This is a genomic window from Cerasicoccus sp. TK19100, assembly GCF_027257155.1.
Classification (GTDB): Bacteria; Verrucomicrobiota; Verrucomicrobiia; order Opitutales; family Cerasicoccaceae; genus Cerasicoccus; species Cerasicoccus fimbriatus.
The window spans coordinates 807218-822023 of sequence record NZ_JAPWDU010000003.1; the positions used below are offsets into that span (position 1 = coordinate 807218).

Genomic DNA, 14806 nt, shown 5'->3' on the forward strand with positions numbered 1-14806 from the left:
ATTATCAAGAGTAAACCAGCCTCCGGTCCTTGGCTGAGCATGTCGAAGCCTGGACCGATAGATTTGCGCATTGCGCAAATGGCCAAACCATCTGCCTGAGGTAGGGCGCGTAGGTCGGTCTCTTTAGAGGCCGACATGTCGTGAAGGCCGAAGGTGTGAAGACTGGCCAATGCGTGATGAAGAGTCGGCATCGTTGGCCAAATTAACATGCGGATGGCTAAAGCCAACCGCCAACGTCAAAAAAGCCCCGCCGGAAAACCGACGGGGCTCGAAAATTTTCACTCTTCAATCAAGAGCTCGCCTTGCTGGGTTCGAGGCGCTGGGGCTCGACGTCGGGGCTGGTGATCAGGAAGTAGTCCATGTTGACGCCCTTGCCGTTGACGTTGGTCATCTTGATCGTGTTCTTGCCCTTCTTGAGCTTGTAGAGGAGCGGCTTCTCGTTGGTCGGGTTCATTACGGTGAACAAGCGCCAGTCGTCCGAGCCGTTGGCCCAACCACCGGTAGCGGGGAGGCTGGGCAGCACGAAGGGCTCCTGGTCTTCGCCATTAATCAGGATGGCGCGTTCGCCGCCATCGAGCTGCGAGCAGTAAACGAGCGACACATTGTAATAACCGTCTGCGGGCGCATCGACCTCGTATTCCAGCCAGTGGCCGTCAGCATTCCAGCCGGAGAAGGCCTTGCCAACAATGGCTTTCTTGTTCGAGCTGACGCCCACTTCGCCGCCGCCTTGGCCAGTCATGTCCTCGGCCTGGATGGCGATCGTTGTGCCAGCAGGCACGTTGTCTTGCTCCGAGGCGGCAACGCGTTCAGCGGTGCGCGCGGCGCATTCGTTGAAGGCCTTCATCATGATGGCTTCCTGCTCGGCGCGGACTTTTTCCAAGAGGTCCTGGCGGAAGGCGTAGAGGCTTTGCGCGCCGGGCTTGGCGAACTCCACGCTTTCGTTAGCGGAGAGTTTGAGCACGAGGCTGGAGCCATCTTTTTCCACCTTGGCTTGGCCGTCGCGCTTGCCCTTGCTGTCGAGGTGGTAAGCGCTGAGGCTGTTGAGTGCAGCCATGTCGATCTTGAGCGTCGCATCGCCGGGCGAGGGGTTGCTGACCACGTAAGCGCCGTTCTCGGCATGCTCAATGATGGCCAGGCCGGTGGTGTCGCGCTGGAGGGTCGCACCGTGGCTGGAGAGGAATTTACCGCCGCCGAGAATCATGGCCGTGGGCTGTTTGCCGTCGGTCATCACGTAGGCCTGCATGGCGTCGGTCTTGAGCGACTTCACGTCGTGCATGCCGGGCTGGAACGCGGCGAAACCGTAGTCCACACCGTCGACGGTTTTAATGGTCAACAGCCCGTAGCCGTCGTCGAGCGAGCCGGCGATATCGACGCTTTTAACGAAGTCTTTGCCGTCGTAGTCGAACTCCACGACGTTGCCGTAGAGCGTGGACGGAACTTCGCGGCGCTGGATAATCGTCTTGGGCGTTTCGCGGCCGAGGATGCCGTCGCCAATAATGACCTGTGTATCGGCACCGCCTGCGGCGATGAAGCGTGCGCGCTCGCCTTCGACGGCGAAGTCCATCGTGTAGGACTCGTCGGTGTCGGCGGACTGGACGTCTTGCAGCATTTTGTAGCCGGCGTTGACGGGCTCAGGGAAGGCAAAGGAGCTCACCGCGAGATCACTCGAGTAGTCGCCGCGGATGTGCCAGCACAGGTCCATTTTGCGCGAGAGCTTGGAGAACGCGCCAAAGAGGTCGGCCATGTAGTTGGGCGTGACGAACATTGCGCGGTCCATGGTGACGCCGGAGAAGGCTTTGTCCGCGTTGGCGCGCTGCATGCTGATCTCGTTGCCGGTCACGTAAACGAGCTGGTTACCGTCGCTAAGCATCTGGCTGAGCTCGTCTACCGCGAGGGTGTTGTGCGCCATGGTGGTCTTGTACCAGTCCTTGTAGAGCGGGTTTTCATACCAGACAATGCCCGGGTCGGGGATCAGCCAGTTGTTAAAGGCATACACGTCGACATTGAGCTTGTCGGGGTGGCCGTGTGAGCGGTTGGGGCCGTAGTCGAGGAGCACGCTGATGGTGCCGTTCTCGGTCGTGTTGCGCAGGATGCCGTAGCCGACGTCGAACATGTTGACGCTCTTCCACTCGACGGCTTCAGCCTCGGCGTCGACCTCGGTGTAGTTAACCGAAACCGGGAACTGCTGGAACTGCGCGTCGAGGTGGCGACCGCTCTGGTTGAGAATGGTCAGATACTTCGGGTCGCGGTAGCGGCGGTAGCCATACTCCCAAAGATAAGATTCGCGGCCCACGATGTCGGCGCGGCCGGAGTCATTCATCGCGGGCGCGGTGAGGTCCGGGTAGGCCACTTGCAGCGGCGAGTCGAAAAGGCCCTTCATGGCCGAGTCGCGGTAGGAATACATATCTATGCCGTGGTGGCGGAGAATTTCCGCATACATGACCAGGGCCTGCATCGCCATGCCCTGGTAGCCCATGGCGCCCTCGGACCACAGGCCGTCGGGGGAGATGGACTTTTCGCTAAAGTGGAGCATCACCCCTTGCACCTGCTTGCCATCCTTGCCAGCGGGGCCATACATGGCGAGCTCGACGAGTTCGTCGTCGTCCGTGGCGTAGCCGGTGATGAGGACCGCCAGCGTGCAAATGGCGGACCAGTTAGTGGGCGCGCGCAGGACGGAGCTGTTTTTGGCAATGAACTTGGCCGAGGCCTTGAGCAGGTCGTTCTCGATCATTTCGCGCTCGGCGGGGGTGATCGACGGCAGGTTGTAAATGAGGTCATAGCCGCGCGCGACCTGGATCAGCCAAGTGGCGTCGCCGAGGCGCTGGTCGAAAAGTTTGCCCTCGTCATGATTGAATCCCGGGCGATTTCCGGGGGCGTAGTTAGGGAAGGCCTTGGCGTATTCGAGCAGAAGTTTTTTCGCGAGTTCGCCATATTTTTCTTCGCCGGTGAGCACGTAAACGGTGCCTGCGTTGGCGATATCGAGTGCATTTTGGTTATGCTGCGGGCGCTCATTTTGCGCGAGGTGACGCCAGTTGCCCTGGTCGTCCTTTTGCGGTGGCGGGACGTTATGGGGCATCTCCATGCGCTCGTCCATGGCTTTCTTTAGGCCGGCGAGCTGCATCTGGAGCTCTTCGCTGGTCTTGAGCATTTCCTTGTAGGCGTCGATGTCCTTCTGGTCCCAGAACGTGTTGGGATGGCCCTCGGTTTGGCGGACTTCCACGAAGACATCCACCTCGCCCTTGGGCGGTATGGTGGACTGCACGGCGGCGGGCTCGTTGCTGACCTGGTATTCCTTGGGGGCGATCATTTCCGCCTCCAGATTGGTCGGCGAGAGGACGCTGATCTTGCCCACGCCGCCCCAGTCCGGGCCGACTTTGCCGTTTTTGTCCTTAAAAGGCGGCCACTTGCTGGTGAACTGCAGCTTCACGTGCTGGCCGAAGCCCTTGGCGGGGATGGTGACGGTCTGTTTGTGGTCGTCGGACACTGCGCCGGAGCCGACTTTTTTGCCGTCGATGTAGATATCCACATCCTTGGGCAGGCCGATGTTACCCCGGGCGAGACCCTGGATCGAGACGGCCTCGATTTCCACCGGGATCACCAGGCGGATGTCGATCGTGCCCTCGTTGAGCGGGCTGAAGATGGTGCCTGGCTGTCGGCCGTTCTCCAGTGCTTTTTGCGGGAGCCAGTCCTTGTTGAAATTGGCGTTCGTGCCCTTGGCGGTGGCACCGAGCGTGGCCTCGGCGACGTTGTAAAGTTCGGGCTGCGTGGATTGCGCCTGGGCAGTGGCCATCAGGCTGATGATGAGGCCGCATGCGGCGGCCATTCGGGGGATCATCTGGCGGTAGTTCATGTGGGTGTATTAGGTTGGGAAAAGTCTATCAGGTTAGACCAAACGTGTATTGTAAGTCTATAACTAAATGGTCATCAGTGCGCGGTAACCCGCTCTACGAAAAGCATTCGCGGCAAATACGGCTTTTCTTCCCGAATGGAGATTGCTTGTTAGGTTTGCCAAAATGACGCCCATTTATGCCGCCTCGTAGCTACGCTTTTAAATTCCATAAATGGCAGTTGTCTGCCAAAAGCGCATTGACTTGCGGTATCGGTGGTCTTTGTTGGCAGTTCTATGCCAAATAAGAAATACGCAACGTTTGCCTTCCTCGGGCTATTGCCAACGATCGGCCTGGTGGCCGGGCCCTACTCGGGCTCCAGTGACACCGCCGGCTTTGCGGACGCCGGGATCCCGAGCAACTCCGGCCATATCGCCGGTTGGGCCAGCAGCGTGGTCGATGCCTACATCACCGCGTCGGGCAGCGGTGATCCCGCCAATGCACTGGGCGAATACAACACGAGCCTGGTCTCGCTGGGCGACCTCGACGCCGCGCAAATCGCCAACGGCGACGCCCCGGGCAGCATCACGCTGGGCTTTGATGGCTTCCGTGACGGCGATGGCTGGGACTTCGCTATTTTCGAAAATGGCTTCTCCTTCTCGGGGGGGCTCTTTGCCGAGCTGGCCTATGTGGAGGTGTCCAGCAACGGCACGGATTTCGCCCGCTTTGACAGCATTTCGCTCAACACAGATGCGCTCCCGGGTGGCTTCGGTGCCGGTTTCGAGGGCTTCGACATGACGAATGTTTACAACTTGGCCGGAAAGCACGCCGGTGGATTGGGCACGCCGTTTGACCTCGCCGAGCTGAGCGATCACCCGCTGGCAATCGCGGGCACGCTGGATTTGCAGAATATTCAGTTTGTGCGCCTGGTGGACATCCCGGGGGACGGCTCGTATCTCGACAGCGAGGGCAATGGCATCCTCGACAACTGGCCCACGAGCGGCACCGGTGGTCTGGACCTGCGCGCCGTGGGTTACGCATACGCTGTGCCTGAGCCGCAGGCCTACGCACTGCTGGCGGGCTTGATGACTTTGGGGCTGGTGCTTCGCCGGAGAGTGGGCCGGTAAACACTGGCAGTCGAAAATGGTGCCGCCTCCTGTTGGGGGTGGCGCTTTTTCGTCGTCAAAAAAGCCCGTCACGCGGACGGGCTGGAGGGGCGGTTGCTGCGGTAAATTACCGGAGGCGGCGCAGACGCAAAACAACGACAGCCAACTTGAATCGTTGCGCCTTGTCTGAACGTTACTGGCTCATGACGGCAAGTGAGAAGTTCTCGATGCCGTTGCCGTGGAGGCAGCTGATCACGGTGATGATGTCCTGGTAGCGGGCATCCTTGTCGGCCTTGACGACGACGGCGCTGAGCTCGCGGGAATCCTTTTCCGCCTGAATGCGCTTAAAGAGATCGGCGTGGGAGACTTCCTCGTTGTCGATGCGGAAGAGCACGCGCTCGTCGGCGGGCTTGTCCTGCTCGAATTCAAACACGGAAATTGAGAGCACGTCCTCGAGCTTGGCGACTTCGGCCTCGTCGGCCTTGGGCAGCTCCACGGGGAATTGCTGGGTCTCTTCCACAAAGTTCGTCGCAACCATGAAGAAGACCAACAGCAGGAAGACCACGTCGATCATCGGGGTGAGATCGGCGCCCTGGACTTCGCGTCGCTGGCGGCGTCTAATCTTGGCCATCGGTTTTCTTCTTTGCGGGTTGCTCAGCGGCCGATTCCTTGCCGGCCAGGTGGTAGGCGCGCATGATCTGCAAGATGCCTTCCTCGACGATAGTGTAGAAATAATCGACCCGCGCGCGGAAGTAATTGAACGCCACGATGGCCGGAATCGCGATGACCAGGCCGGCACCGGTGGTGATCAGCGCCACCGAAATGCCCTGCGCCATCAGCTCCTTGTCGACGCTTTCCTTGGCGATCTCGTCGAAGCTGAGGATCATCCCGTAAACGGTGCCAAACAGGCCGAGCAGCGGTGCGATGCTACCGATCAGCGAGAGCACGTTGAGAAATTTTTCCAACCGCGGCATCTCGCGGGCGGAGGTCTCCAGGAGCGCCTCTTCGAGCTCGGTGCCCTCGATCTGGTGGACTTCGATGCCCTTGCTCAAAACTCGCCCGAAGACGATGTCGCTCTGGGCCCCGATCTCGCGCGCGCCGTCGAGGTCGTTGGCGCGGATTTTCTTACAGGCCGCGTCCACGATTTCGTCGTTGATGACGTTCTTTTTGCGCAGGTGGACAAAGCGCTCAATGATCACGGCAATGCTCACAATGGAGCAAATCGCCAGCGGGATCATGCTGCCGCCGGCTTCGATGATTTTGTCGATGAATATGGACATGGTCGGTTAGGTTAAATTTAAAGTTCGGGTGTAGTTTCCAGACAAGCCGCCGCATCTATTTGGCTGTGCTCGCCACTCCACTGTAGCGGCTTGTCTGGAGACAGCGCCCTACCTTTTTAATGATGAAAAATTTCATCATCGCATCAATTCGCCTGACCGAAACGCAGGCTGGGCCAGGCGACGGGGAGGGTGATTTCCATGGTTTTGTTGGACTCGCCGTAGTCGCGGCGCTGGTCGATGTAGATGACTGTTAACGTCTGCCCGGGCTCGACCGGGACGCTGTCGTCGACGAGGCCGGCGTAGGCGCTGTTGGTGTTAATGCCGCCAATGAAGACGCCGCTGTTGGGCTCGGTTTCGCCGAGGACGATTAGCTGCTCGTAGCCGCCGCTGCCAATGGCATTGGCGACGATTTGGTCTTTGTAGCGGGCGTCGAGATTCATGTCCGGATCGTGGACTTTGATCACGACCGGCTCGCCGGGGGAAAGGATGGTCAGCTCGGTCTCGGCGGCCTCGTCTTCGTAAAAGCCGATCTCGGCATCGGAGCCCAGCAGCAGGAGGTCGCCCCAGGTGTCGGGCCGCTCCCAGGTGTGGTGGCCGCGCATGACCCACGAGATCGAGCGCGACGTCTCAATGTAGTTAAACGACGTTTGAAAGCCGATGTATTTACCGGCCTTGAACTTCGGGCCTTTGAGCACCTTACCATTGTGCGGGATGAAGATTTCCACATCGTAGCCGGCGGGCGTTTTCTGCATGGCCAGCTGCATGCCGTCCGGACCGCCGCCCTGGTGGAAAACGCCGCGGCTGTTGGGCATGCCGCGCATCTCGTGGCCGTGGCCAAACTCAGCGACGACGCTGGGATCTTCCACGGTGCCAAAGGGCGCAAAAAACATCTGTATCGCCTCGTAGTACTTCATCAGCGGGCCGCGCGCGGTGGAGGTGTCGATCCAGATTTCGACGCTGTCTCCCTGCCAAATGCGGCCCGGGCCGGGCGGGGTCTGGCGGGTGGAGTCGGTGACTTTCGCGGCAAAATAAAGCCCGCTGGGGTCCCACTGAATCCACATGGGAATCGCCTGCTCCACGGGCAGCTCCTGCACCTTCGCGCCATCGAGCGTGTTCTGGTTGTATTGCGGGCGGTCGAGCGGCCATTCGTCCTCGCCGATTTGGCCATCGAGCACGGGCTTTTCGCGGACCATGGTGGCGAAGCCAAACTTAATCGGCTGAAAGTCGGGCTCTTGCAGTTCGCGGGGTTCCTCGGGCTCGGGCTGCTCCTCGGCATCGGCTTTGGCGCGCGGGTCGATCAGCAGAGCGTCGCGCTTTTCGGGGAAACTATTCGCTTTGGAAACGAGCCGCTCGGCCTGCGCCTCGATGTCCTCATACGCGGCGTCGGGCTCGTTGCGGGCGCGGCTCATTTCGAGGAGCTTCTGGAAAACCTCCGCGTTAAAGCCGCGGCTGCGTCCTCCGGGCAGAGGGCGGCTAAAGGGCAGGTTGAGCCCCGGCGCGCCCATCATGTTGCCCTGGCCTTCGGGGCCTTCCTGCTGGCCGGACTGGCTCATCATCGTCATGAGCGCGGTCATGTCGCCGGCTTCGGTGCGACCGCTTTCGTGAAAGTCGGCCATCAGCTGGGCCTTCTCCATCATCTTCAGCTTGGCCTCGATCTTGTCCATTTTCTCGCTCATGTCGCCGAGCTCGGCGGCGTGGGAGGCAGCGGCGACCTCGCGCTCGACTTGCGCCTCACGCGCTTCGCGGGGGCGGTCGCGGATTTCTGCTACCAGCGGATCGGGGGAAATCGTGGGCTCCGGCTCGGGCTGCTCCTCGGCGGATTCTTTCTCGGCTTCCGCTTCGGCGGTCGTGGCTCGCGGCGGCGGAGGTGGTGGCGCGGCGGCTTGCTTGGCGTCCGACTTATCGGCGTTGTCGGCCGCTTCTGGGGGGCTTGGTTGCTGGGCAACGGGCGTCGGGGCGGGCGTGGGCTGTTCCTTTTCGGGGATGTCGATTTCGCGCTCCTTGGCCTCGACTTCGTCGAGCTTTAGCTGCTCCTCGGCGCTTTTCAGGGCGAGCTGGCTGGCCTGATCCTTCATGCGCTCGGGGACCTGCTCCTGGACGGTTTTGGCGATGTCGGCGAGCAGCTCTTCGCGCAGTTGCTCGTCCTCATCCATGCCGAATTTTTGGAAATAACGGTTGGCCTGCATGAGGATGCGTTCGGCGCTTTCGGGGGCCAGGCGCTCTTCGAGGGTTTGGTCGAACTCCTCCTGGATTTCCTGCTTAATATTTTCCTCGACGACAAATTTCACCGCCTCGCGGGCATCCTGGTCGGCGTTGGCAACTTTGTCCGCTTCGTTAAACTCGGGCTTGGGCTCCTTGTTTTTGCGGGCTTCCTGGATTTGCTGGCGCTCGCGGTTACGGGTGTCGACCTGGGCGGCCTTGGTCAGGCGGCGCTCCTCGGTCTTGCCGACATTGTTTTCCATGCGCTTGTCGAGGTTTTGCGCGAGCTTGTCGATCGTGTGCTCCTGGACTTGCTCCAGCGTGGCTTGCTTGAGCTCCTGGCGGACCATGTCTTTGAGCGCGTCGGCGGTCGTCTGAAACATGTCAGCGGAAATGTCGCTGTATTGCTCGGCGAATTGCTCCATGTCGTAGTCCTGCTGCTGCATTAGGTCCTCCAGCTCGGCAAGGTCGATGTCGATGTCCATCTCGACCTGTTCCCAGAGCTCGTCGAGCTGGATTTCCTCCATGTCGGCGGCGATGCTCTCGAAGGACACCTGCAGTTCGTGGCGCAGCATGTTGCGCGTTTCCTGGATGAGCGCCTGTTGAGCGGCCTGCTCCTCGGCAAGGGCCTCCGCGGCTAGCTCTTCCGGGGTGGGCTGGGGCTCCTGCTTCTCGGGGATGATTTCCTCGAGGATACGCGGCACGAATCCGCTAAAGTGGATCACGAGCGACAGGGCGATGAAAAACCAAAGGCTGTGCCGCCAAAGGTGCTTTCGGCGGGCAGGATCGTTGCTGGGGGGCGTTGTTTCCATGATCTCGGGCCGGAGTCAACGCCGCCCGCCGCGCCGGTTTTGCGCGGTATGGGAGCTGGGGGATGGCCCGAATTCGTCTGGTGGTTAGCGTGCGTTTAGGTGTCCGCTGAGCGGATTGCTTTATCTTATCACCTTAAGTAGCCTAACGCGTGTTTTAAATCAAGTCTATGTTCAGCGTTTGATTTGAGGAGGCTCGAGCCTCTTGGATGGCTTGCTGGCGGGAGGTGGTGGTTTTTTTAAGTGTAAAGTCGTGGGACTGGAGTGGGGAGTTCGAGCAGTGGAGTCAGCTATGGAGTGCGCCAGCCCTCTGGCGCTTTAGTATTTTCAATCAGCGAAAGCTATGAGAGAATGCATATTATGATGGAACTGATTTTGCCCGTATCAGTGATCGGCATTGCCACCGTGCTGGCGTTGTTTCTCCGTAGAGTGGTTGGCGGCGTGTGCCCAAATTGCAGCAAGACGAAATCCATTTCCGACAAGCACTGCAGCGAATGCGGCTATGAATTTCGCTAAGTTGGCTTGAGTTAGACTTGGAAAGTTGAGCGCGTCTGAGCCTTCTCGGTGCGCGCACAATGCTAAAGCGCCAGAGGGCTGGCGCACTCCAAATGCTGACTCCAGCGATTCTTGACAGCCCTTCAGGTTGTTTTGGGGCTGCGCGTTGATGTGGTACCGTCCTGCAATTCCCGAGTCTCGGTTGTTGTTGGTGGTCTTGGGCGCGAACGAGCCTTCTCGATGCGCGCACAATGCTAAAGCGCCAGAGGGCTGGTGCACTCCAAAGCTGACTCCAGCGATTCTTGGTGGAAATTGGTGCGGGCGGCCTCTTGCGAAGGCCTCAGCCTAGTCCTTCCACTCGCCGAGGAAGCGGTTGACGTCGCCGAGGCTGGGGCTCTTGGCAGAGCGGACATACAGGCCGGAGAAGCTGACGGCGGTCGTTAGGCAGGCTTCGGGGGAGAGTCCGATCAGGCGGCCGCACATGTAGCCGGCGTTAAAGTGGTCGCCCGCGCCGGTGGTGATCTTCGGCTTGTCGCAGTAGGGGCCCTTCACCCACCAGGAGCCGTCGCGGGTGGCGCAGGCGGCGGAGTGGGTCGGGTGGACGACGATGCTGGAAATATCCAACGCCTGGCGAATGCGTGTGGCCAGGGCCTTGAGGTCGTCGGGCTCTTCGGTGGGGGCGGGCAGGCCGAGCACCTTGGCTACCTGGCGGCCTTCGCTGTAGTTGAGGCCGAGTGTTACGGCACCAAACTGCTGGAAGCGGGTAATGGTCTTGAGCACGCTGCGGAGGTCGCCCTCGGAGCGCTTGGCCGGGTCGGCCAGGTCGAAGAAGAACTGACGGTTGTCGCCGGGTCCGATATTGGGCAGGACCTTGTCGACCATGTCATTGAAGAAGTCGCTCAGGCGCGGCAGCATGGTCCAGTTGACGAGGGCGATCAGGTGAGCCTTGGCGCAGGCGTCGAGGAAGGCACCTTCACCCATGGCGGCGACGATGTGCGCGTAGTCGACTTCTTCCAGGGAAGCCATGTCGCCAAACATCAGCTTGCCGTCGGTGAACTCCGCGGCGGTGGTGATGCCGGGGTTGGTGACGGAAACCGCGTTCGTCTTGGCGGCAAATTCTTCGAAGACCGCGTGGATGTTGGGGTTGCCCAGGGCACCGATGTAGCGGACGTCGACATTGGCGGCGAGCATGGCGTTGGCCATGATGGGGCCGTTGCCGCCGAGCTTTTCGAGCATCTGATACATCTCGATGTTCGCGCTCTGGCCAGCGGCGGCGGAGATGCGGGCACCGAACTCGGCGATGGTTTCGATACGGTCAAAGTCTTCACCCATGCCATTGCGCTGCTTCACGGGGTGGACAATCTTATCCACGAAGCCATCGAAGCCGATGAGCGCTTTGCGCGAGCTGATGCGGGCGGCCTTTTCACTAAGTTCTTCCAGGGTACGTTCGCGAGGTGTCATGGGGCCGCATTGTGAGACAGTTTGCGCCAAGGTGAAGCCAGAAGTTTAACTTCGTGATAAACCATTAGCGCGGGTAATTCATGCTGATAGTGCGCCCAAGGGCAGAAAGTCACCCCAGTTCATAAATTAATTTTGCCAGTGTGCTCGTTAGGCGTTTGCGTTGTGGCCATGCCGTTTGAGTGGTCTTCTATCACGCTTGTCCTGGCGCAATCGGACGCCGGACCCAATGTATTCACCTACTTTGGGCAGTCGAATATTGCGGGCAAATTCATCATACTGGCGCTGGCGATCTTTTCCATCCTGGCCTGGTCGGTGATGATTGGCAAATACCTGGACCTGTCGCGCCTGCGTTCGCTGAACCTGAATTTCGAGCGCAAGCTGGCGGATGTAAACTCCGTGCTGTCGCTCAACCTGAAGGCGCAGGCGCAGGGGCTCGGCCCCTACGCGATGCTCGCCCATGGCGCGGTGACGGCCTATCGCCGCTACTCGGGTGGCTCGGGCGAGGGCGCGGTTCGCATCCGCATGGGGCACGTGGAAAACTCCCTGCAACGCGGCGTGGCGCACCAAACGATGAAGTATGAGTCGAAGATGGTGCTGCTGGGCTCGATCGTCACGGGGGCACCGTTCCTGGGCCTGCTCGGCACGGTGTGGGGCGTGATGGACGCCTTTGGCTCGATGGCCTTGCAGGACTCGGCCTCGCTGCAAAACCTGGCCCCCGGCGTGTCCGGCGCGCTCTTGACGACGGTCGCGGGCCTGTTGGTCGCGATCCCGTCCGTGTTCGGCTATAATTTTCTTTTGACGCAAACGAAGCTCCTCGTGACCGAGTTGGAGAACTTCGCCAGCGCATTGGCAGACCGCATTGAGCTGGAGATGCAAACCGAACTCGACGAGGCGGAAAGCGAGGAAGGCTACTAGCGATGGCCCGGACGTTTCGCCGCAAGCAGAGTATGGAGGCGGTCTCGGAGATCAATGTGACTCCGCTGATCGACCTCGCCTTTGCCTTGCTGATCATCTTTATGATCACGACGCCGCTGCTGGAGCAGACCATCCCGCTAAACCTGCCCAAGGAGGATCAGCGCGATCAGGCGGCGCGACCGGACATGGAGGTGCAGGTGATCTCCATCGACGAAGAGGGGCAAGTCTGGTGGGGCAAGGAACCGGTCAGCCTGGCCAAGCTCGACGACATGCTTAACGGCCTTTCCACCCGCGCGGAGCCGCCCGTGCTCAGCATTCGTGGCGACGCGTCGATCCATTATCAGCGCATCATCGACGTGCTGAACCTCGTCAAGAAGCACAAGCTCACCCGCATATCACTCGATACCGCAGTGCGTTAAATCATGGCGGAAGAAACTCAGGAAACGACCGGCGAGCCCAAGCGCTCGGTGCGTGAATTGACCGGCTGGCATTTGATCGCGGTTGAATTGCTGGCGTTCATCACGCGCATGTGGTGCCGTAGCCTGCGCATGCAGACCGACGAAGAAACGCGCCGGGTAATGCTCAACCCCGGGCCCGCGCTATTCGTGCTCTGGCACAACCGCTTGTTCGCCATTGGCGAGGCGCACTACCGCTTCCGCAAACGCCACCTGAAGAAGCCCATTTATGGCCTGATCAGCGCGAGTAAAGACGGTGCCTGGCTGACGGGATTCTTCGAGCGCATTGGCATCCAGGCGGTGCGCGGTTCCAGCAGCTGGCGGGGCACGCAGGCCCTCCGCGAATCCATCAAGGTGCTCAAAGACTGCGAGCTCGGCATCACGCCCGATGGCCCGCGTGGCCCGTGTTATGATTTTAAGAGCGGCGCGGCACTTCTGGCACGTAAGGCGGACTGCCAGGTCATCCTGATGAGCCTTAACTACGGGGCCTCCAAGCAGCTAAAGAGCTGGGACCGCTTTTACATCCCGCTGCCGTTCTCGAAGGTGGAGTTTGTCGCGCGTCGTGCGCAAATAGAAACGAGCGGCCCCTTGGAACCGCTCGCTGATGAATTAAAGCGTCAATTGACTGCCATTACCCGCGACCGCTAGCCCGGAATCGGTGCGGTCGCATGTGGTAATGAAGCGCGTCAGGTCAGCCGCTTAGAATACCGGGCGCAGCACGGCGGTGGAGCCGGCGGCGACGGTGGTGTTCTCACCCTTGGCCCAAGTCTTATCGTTGAGCACGAACTTGAACTCGAGGCCATCCGGTGCGTCGGTGGTCGACCATGTCCACTTGCCATCGGCGCAATCCATTTGGATGCCCTTGGTCCAGGACAGGGGTCCGCCTTCGCCGCGGAGGTAAAGTGCGTTGCCCCAACCGACGTCGAGATCGGCGACGATCGTGGTCAGCGGTGGTGTGCTGGAGGAAGACTTGGCCGGAGCCTCGCTAGCCTTCTTTTTTACGGTCTTCTTGACGACCTTCTTCACTGCCTTCTTGGCCGGAGCTGTCGTAGCCGGCGCCTTCTTGGCGGCAGTCTTTTTTACGGCGGTCTTCTTGGCAGCCGTTTTCTTGGTGGTCGTCTTTTTTGCAGTCTTCTTGGTAGCCATACTATTGGTTCAGTATTGAGTTTTGATAGGCGTTAGACGGGAACAACGATGTAGCAGATACAACGCCAACTTCAAGTGCAATCCATGCATCGGTCATAAATAATCATGATGCGTGGGAAATGCGGATCAGATTATTCATATCGGCTTGGATTGCAGCCCCGTCGGGGCAGATTTCGCATGGGCGTGTGTTTGGATCAAGCTTCGGGCGATTGAATATTTCCCTTTGCAAAACGGGCGTAAATGCGTAGGCTAATCATTGGAATCTTCTTCTGTGCACGATACCTCGTCATGCTCTTCTCCTTTCTAATCCTTCGGGAGCTTGAAGCCGGGTGATGATGGTCAAGCCGTAAACCGGAAGACTTTAGTCGCCAGGAAAGCACCCACCTTGATAACATGAGGTACAAGAGCACTTCGCATATTCGGCATAAGCAGAAGATTCCAACTTTTCTTTTTCACACCCAAATCTACGCGCCATGCTAACCGACAAGGAACGCCGCCCACTCATCCTTCGCAGTAATCGATTCCTCGGGTCCGCCCTGCTGGAACGCAACCTGATCAAGACGGAGGACCTCGAGGCTGCCAATGAAAAGCTCCTTGAGGCCGTGCAGAGCGGTAACATGCGCGGCGCGAACTTGCTCAACATTCTGCTGTTCGATCTTAAGTCGGTCGACGAAGCGCGGCTGGTCGACGAAATCACCGAAGACGAATCCGTCGGCCTCATCGATCTTTCTAATTACGACATGGCTAAGTTCCGCGAAATCAATGCGGACATCGACCTTTGCTACGCGACTTACACCGTGCCCTTCGATAAGGTGGAGGACTTCACCATGGTCGCCACGGGCTACTACCTGAGCAAGCCCACCATCCAGTATTGGGAGGAGACGCTCGGTGGAAACATCATCTGGTATGTCTGCTCGGTTGCTTCCATCGCCGAGGCCATTGAGCGCGCCTCGCAACTCGCCAGCAGTGAGGAAGTCGCGGTCAAAGAAGGTGCTTAGCGCGCCTTGGCAGCGTTGCGGCAATGGTTCTTTTGCCCGCAAAGAGGCGCTTTGATGCTCGGTTTAATTCATCATCGGCCATGGGGATTGAGCACCAAAGATGCGGAGCCATCAT

12 protein-coding genes and 1 other RNA gene are annotated in these 14806 nt (G+C 59.6%); 7 read left to right on the forward strand and 6 right to left on the reverse strand.

Translation table 11 applies throughout. The features are described 5' to 3' along the window. Window positions 1-289 precede the first annotated feature (289 nt). Window positions 290-3850, reverse strand: coding sequence for an alginate lyase family protein (locus O3S85_RS09960; RefSeq protein WP_269540129.1), 3561 nt, complete (start codon window positions 3848-3850; stop codon window positions 290-292). A gap of 273 nt (window positions 3851-4123) precedes the next feature. Between O3S85_RS09960 and O3S85_RS09965 the strand changes: the two genes are divergently transcribed. Continuing rightward, complete coding sequence (locus tag O3S85_RS09965; protein ID WP_269540130.1) at window positions 4124-4954, forward strand: hypothetical protein; 831 nt, start codon at window positions 4124-4126, stop codon at window positions 4952-4954. A gap of 172 nt (window positions 4955-5126) precedes the next feature. Here the strand turns inward: O3S85_RS09965 and O3S85_RS09970 are convergent, their stop codons facing one another. The 3 genes from O3S85_RS09970 to O3S85_RS09980 form a co-directional block, all read right to left on the reverse strand. Then, window positions 5127-5564, reverse strand: coding sequence for an ExbD/TolR family protein (locus O3S85_RS09970; RefSeq protein WP_269540131.1), 438 nt, complete (start codon window positions 5562-5564; stop codon window positions 5127-5129). Continuing rightward, complete coding sequence (locus tag O3S85_RS09975; protein WP_269540132.1) at window positions 5551-6213, reverse strand: MotA/TolQ/ExbB proton channel family protein; 663 nt, start codon at window positions 6211-6213, stop codon at window positions 5551-5553. Before O3S85_RS09975 ends, O3S85_RS09970 begins: the two co-directional genes overlap by 14 nt. Before the next feature lie 143 nt (window positions 6214-6356). Continuing rightward, window positions 6357-9224 carry a sugar-binding protein gene (locus tag O3S85_RS09980; RefSeq protein ID WP_269540133.1) on the reverse strand — a complete coding sequence of 956 codons (2868 nt, stop codon included), beginning with the start codon at window positions 9222-9224 and terminating at the stop codon, window positions 6357-6359. Between the two features lie 357 nt (window positions 9225-9581). On the opposite strand from O3S85_RS09980, the gene O3S85_RS09985 reads away from it, so the two are divergent. Next, the gene (locus O3S85_RS09985; RefSeq protein WP_269540134.1) at window positions 9582-9737 is read left to right on the forward strand and encodes a hypothetical protein; all 156 of its coding nucleotides are present in this window, start codon (window positions 9582-9584) and stop codon (window positions 9735-9737) included. Window positions 9738-10061: 324 nt separating this feature from the next. On the opposite strand, the gene O3S85_RS09990 is transcribed toward O3S85_RS09985, so the two are convergent. Continuing rightward, window positions 10062-11177: a PfkB family carbohydrate kinase gene (locus tag O3S85_RS09990; protein ID WP_269540135.1), complete on the reverse strand. Its 1116-nt coding sequence runs from the start codon at window positions 11175-11177 to the stop codon at window positions 10062-10064. Window positions 11178-11345: 168 nt separating this feature from the next. On the opposite strand from O3S85_RS09990, the gene O3S85_RS09995 reads away from it, so the two are divergent. From O3S85_RS09995 to O3S85_RS10005, 3 genes are read left to right on the forward strand one after another with little or no spacing between them, the layout of a single operon-like run. Further along, entirely contained in the window at window positions 11346-12092 is a 747-nt protein-coding gene (locus O3S85_RS09995) for a MotA/TolQ/ExbB proton channel family protein (RefSeq protein ID WP_269540136.1), read from the forward strand. Between the two features lie 2 nt (window positions 12093-12094). Continuing rightward, window positions 12095-12511, forward strand: a complete 417-nt coding sequence (locus tag O3S85_RS10000) for an ExbD/TolR family protein (protein ID WP_269540137.1) — start codon at window positions 12095-12097, stop codon at window positions 12509-12511. A gap of 3 nt (window positions 12512-12514) precedes the next feature. Then, window positions 12515-13195, forward strand: coding sequence for a lysophospholipid acyltransferase family protein (locus O3S85_RS10005; protein ID WP_269540138.1), 681 nt, complete (start codon window positions 12515-12517; stop codon window positions 13193-13195). A 51-nt stretch (window positions 13196-13246) separates the two neighbouring features. On the opposite strand, the gene O3S85_RS10010 is transcribed toward O3S85_RS10005, so the two are convergent. Continuing rightward, a complete protein-coding gene (locus O3S85_RS10010; protein WP_269540139.1) occupies window positions 13247-13693 on the reverse strand; it encodes a hypothetical protein in 447 nt (148 codons plus the stop codon). A gap of 260 nt (window positions 13694-13953) precedes the next feature. Between O3S85_RS10010 and ssrS the strand changes: the two genes are divergently transcribed. Further along, window positions 13954-14132: non-coding RNA, 6S RNA (ssrS, locus tag O3S85_RS10015), on the forward strand. 34 nt (window positions 14133-14166) lie between these two features. After that, entirely contained in the window at window positions 14167-14691 is a 525-nt protein-coding gene (locus O3S85_RS10020; protein WP_269540141.1) for a hypothetical protein, read from the forward strand. Window positions 14692-14806 lie beyond the last annotated feature (115 nt).

Coding starts and splice junctions, on each gene's coding strand:
- O3S85_RS09960 (WP_269540129.1), bottom strand. CDS start 3,850: ATGAACTACCGCCAGATGATCCCCCGAATGGCCGCCGCATGCGGCCTC.
- O3S85_RS09965 (WP_269540130.1), top strand. CDS start 4,124: ATGCCAAATAAGAAATACGCAACGTTTGCCTTCCTCGGGCTATTGCCA.
- O3S85_RS09970 (WP_269540131.1), bottom strand. CDS start 5,564: ATGGCCAAGATTAGACGCCGCCAGCGACGCGAAGTCCAGGGCGCCGAT.
- O3S85_RS09975 (WP_269540132.1), bottom strand. CDS start 6,213: ATGTCCATATTCATCGACAAAATCATCGAAGCCGGCGGCAGCATGATC.
- O3S85_RS09980 (WP_269540133.1), bottom strand. CDS start 9,224: ATGGAAACAACGCCCCCCAGCAACGATCCTGCCCGCCGAAAGCACCTT.
- O3S85_RS09985 (WP_269540134.1), top strand. CDS start 9,582: ATGATGGAACTGATTTTGCCCGTATCAGTGATCGGCATTGCCACCGTG.
- O3S85_RS09990 (WP_269540135.1), bottom strand. CDS start 11,177: ATGACACCTCGCGAACGTACCCTGGAAGAACTTAGTGAAAAGGCCGCC.
- O3S85_RS09995 (WP_269540136.1), top strand. CDS start 11,346: ATGCCGTTTGAGTGGTCTTCTATCACGCTTGTCCTGGCGCAATCGGAC.
- O3S85_RS10000 (WP_269540137.1), top strand. CDS start 12,095: ATGGCCCGGACGTTTCGCCGCAAGCAGAGTATGGAGGCGGTCTCGGAG.
- O3S85_RS10005 (WP_269540138.1), top strand. CDS start 12,515: ATGGCGGAAGAAACTCAGGAAACGACCGGCGAGCCCAAGCGCTCGGTG.
- O3S85_RS10010 (WP_269540139.1), bottom strand. CDS start 13,693: ATGGCTACCAAGAAGACTGCAAAAAAGACGACCACCAAGAAAACGGCT.
- O3S85_RS10020 (WP_269540141.1), top strand. CDS start 14,167: ATGCTAACCGACAAGGAACGCCGCCCACTCATCCTTCGCAGTAATCGA.